Annotated in this window: 2 protein-coding genes; both read right to left on the bottom strand. The window is 46.0% G+C overall.

The genetic code is table 11. The features are described 5' to 3' along the window. Positions 1–95 precede the first annotated feature (95 nt). Positions 96–863, bottom strand: coding sequence for an AAA family ATPase (locus OB236_RS19260; protein WP_262685456.1), 768 nt, complete (start codon positions 861–863; stop codon positions 96–98). 291 nt (positions 864–1,154) lie between these two features. Beyond that, positions 1,155–2,477, bottom strand: coding sequence for an MATE family efflux transporter (locus OB236_RS19255; RefSeq protein WP_262685455.1), 1,323 nt, complete (start codon positions 2,475–2,477; stop codon positions 1,155–1,157). Positions 2,478–2,911 lie beyond the last annotated feature (434 nt).

Raw genomic sequence — 2,911 nt, 5'->3', positions numbered from 1 at the left:
CATTTCGTACCAAGAAGTATAGAGGATTGTCCTCATGTTCATGTCTGGTTAAGCTATTGTTATACGTTAGCATAACTCACACTCGTAAATTTCTTTCATTCGTCTTTTGCTTGATTCTCAAATAACTGCTTGAGCATGTTGTCTTTGTTATTTAGAAACTGCCTCATAATCACGTAATGATCGGTTTCCTCCAAAGACCTGATTTCAATTCCATCTGGTTTCAGATTATATATAATCGAATCCGGATATGCCATAAGGATTGGGGAGTGAGTTGAAATGATAAATTGTGAGTTTTGTTGAACCAACTCATGAATACGAGCAAGCATCGCCATTTGACGGAGTGGGGACAATGCAGCCTCAGGTTCATCCAAAATATATAATCCTTTGCCTCCAAAACGATGGACGAATGTTGAAAAAAACGACTCACCATGTGACTGTTCATGTAATGACTTCCCACCGTAAGATTCTTTAATTGGACGACCGAAAGAAAATTGACTATCAAGATGATCAATATTTGTAGCAAGATTATAGTAACTTTCAGCTCTAAAAAAGAAACCATCTTTGGGTCGATGAGGACCTTTTATCAATTGAATATATTCATATAGGTTAGAATGAGTAGATCGAGTTGAAAATGAAAAGTTTATAGTCCCACCCTCAGGATTAAACCCCCACGCTACTGCAATTGACTCCATTAGCGTTGATTTTCCCATTCCATTTTCACCAACTATATATGTTACCTTGGGGTGGAAATCAAGCTTTTCGAGACTTTTAATTACCCCAAGACTAAAAGGATAGTAATTGTAGGAAGAGACACTCTGTCTCTTCAGTTGAATCTGCCTTAAAAAGGATCCATGAGAATTCATATCTTAACACTCCATTTTTTAGTGTTTCTTTACTGGGTATTTTTTTGTTTATTGGTCATCTCAACTTATTCCCTCTTTGCAATCTTATCATAATATAGAAATACATATTCAATCCCCCAACAAAGTTCAACAAAGCACCACGCAAAACTGCCCGTTACTTAAATCAAAACAGGGAGCAGCTGCCGATGCAATCTGCTCCCTGTTTATTGTGCTATCGTCTCCCGTTAGCCTCCCATGCATCCCCTGCGTTGCACCACAGAGCATGAAAGTTAGTCCGTTCTTTCGTGGTAGTTACATTGACCCTACTGCTCTACGACGTCTTCGATACCTTGCAAACAAAACGGCCCTCAGCACGTTATCAGCGGCGATGCTGGCCCATACGGCGGGCAGACCCCATCCTTGGTACCAAGCAAAGAAGTACACGCCAAGCGTGCGAATCCCCCAGATGCCGATGGTAGTCACGATCATCGGATATTTGCTGTTTCCTCCCGCTTGGATAGCGGAGGTGTCCACTAGCGTGGAGGCGAGAAACGGCTGCGAGATGGTATCGATGGCCAAAACGATAATCAGCAGCTGGATGACCTGCTGGTTATCCGAAAAAAGCAATCCGATCCATGGTGAGAAAATGCAAATAGCAGCGGTGATGACGGTCATCGAGATGGCCGACAGGATATAGCTCCAACGTCGGTACGCTTGCACGGCGGAAATGTCTTTGCCTCCGATAGCCTGCCCGATGGTCACGATCGCGGCCGTGGCAAACCCCGCGCCGACGGTTGACGCAAACACCGTCAGCGTGCCTGCGATGGTATGGGTCGCGTACACGTTGATGCCCATGCGCACGATCATACCGAAGTAGATGACCTGTCCAAGCCTCATGGAGAGCCGTTCGGCAGCTGCAGGAACGGCAAACGTAACCATCTCGACCAGCACAGACGGGCGCCATGTGAAGTCCTCTTTGCGCAGGCAGATCGCCCCCACGCTCCGTGATTTCCACCATAAGCGAAGAAACGCGTACAAACGGGCCAGCACCATAGCCCACGCCGCTCCAGCTAAACCGAACCCTGAGATCCATCCGACTCCGAAGATCAATATATAATCGAGCACCACATGAACTGCGTTCATTTCAAGTGCCACTTTCAGAGGCGTTTTGGTATCCCCCGTAGCCCGAAAGGCTGCCGATTGAGTGGTAAACAGCGCGATCAGCGGGGATATGCCAAGCACGACGCAAAAGTAAGGCAGAGCGGTCGCTTCGAGCTCTCCATATGCACCCATGATGTGCAGCAGAGGCACAGCGAAAAGGACAGAAGCAGCCGATAGGATGAGACTCAAAACCAAGGCAATGACATAGCCGTGCCAGACGGCTGAGCGTCCTCGCTTTGCATCATTTGCGCCCACGGCCCGCGAGAGAAAAACGGACACTGCCGTGGACACCGCAGTGAATACACCGATATAGGTGAGGCTGTATATATTCGTTAAGCCAACAGCATTCACGGCAACTAGACCAATTCTGGCGATAAACCAGGCATCGACGACGCCGAGCAGGCTCTGCAAATAGGCTTCGCCGATGGCGGGGATCGCGATGGATAACACACGTTTTGCGGGAGCAGGCAGCATTGTAAAACCCCTTTGAATGAGCTTTCGCTCTCAATATTCGCTTAAAAAGAAGGAAAATCCTGCATTTGGCATTATGTACATTACTGCCCGTTGCATCCCCTGCGTTGTACCACACACATACATGAAAGTTAGTCCGTTCTCTCATGATAATTGAATAAATGTGGCTGAATCGCTTTAATTTATCAAGAAGCTCTGGAGACATTTCCGGAGCTTCTATTATTGTATAAAGCTAGTACTTATGTTGTGTTTGTGAAGAAAAACGGATCATCTAAGTGTATGGGATTTCGACAACCTATTACGAGAGAGAACAAATCCCTGGCTAAACTAAAAATGGATGTAATAAAGGAAGAAATTACTTCCTAGGTACGTCCATTGTACTATCGTTCCCAGTCCCTCAGTATTAAGGATTTATCTAACGAATACTCATTCATTCG

It is taken from the genome of Paenibacillus baimaensis (genome assembly GCF_025567575.1).
This window is presented reverse-complemented; position numbering and strand designations above follow the sequence as displayed.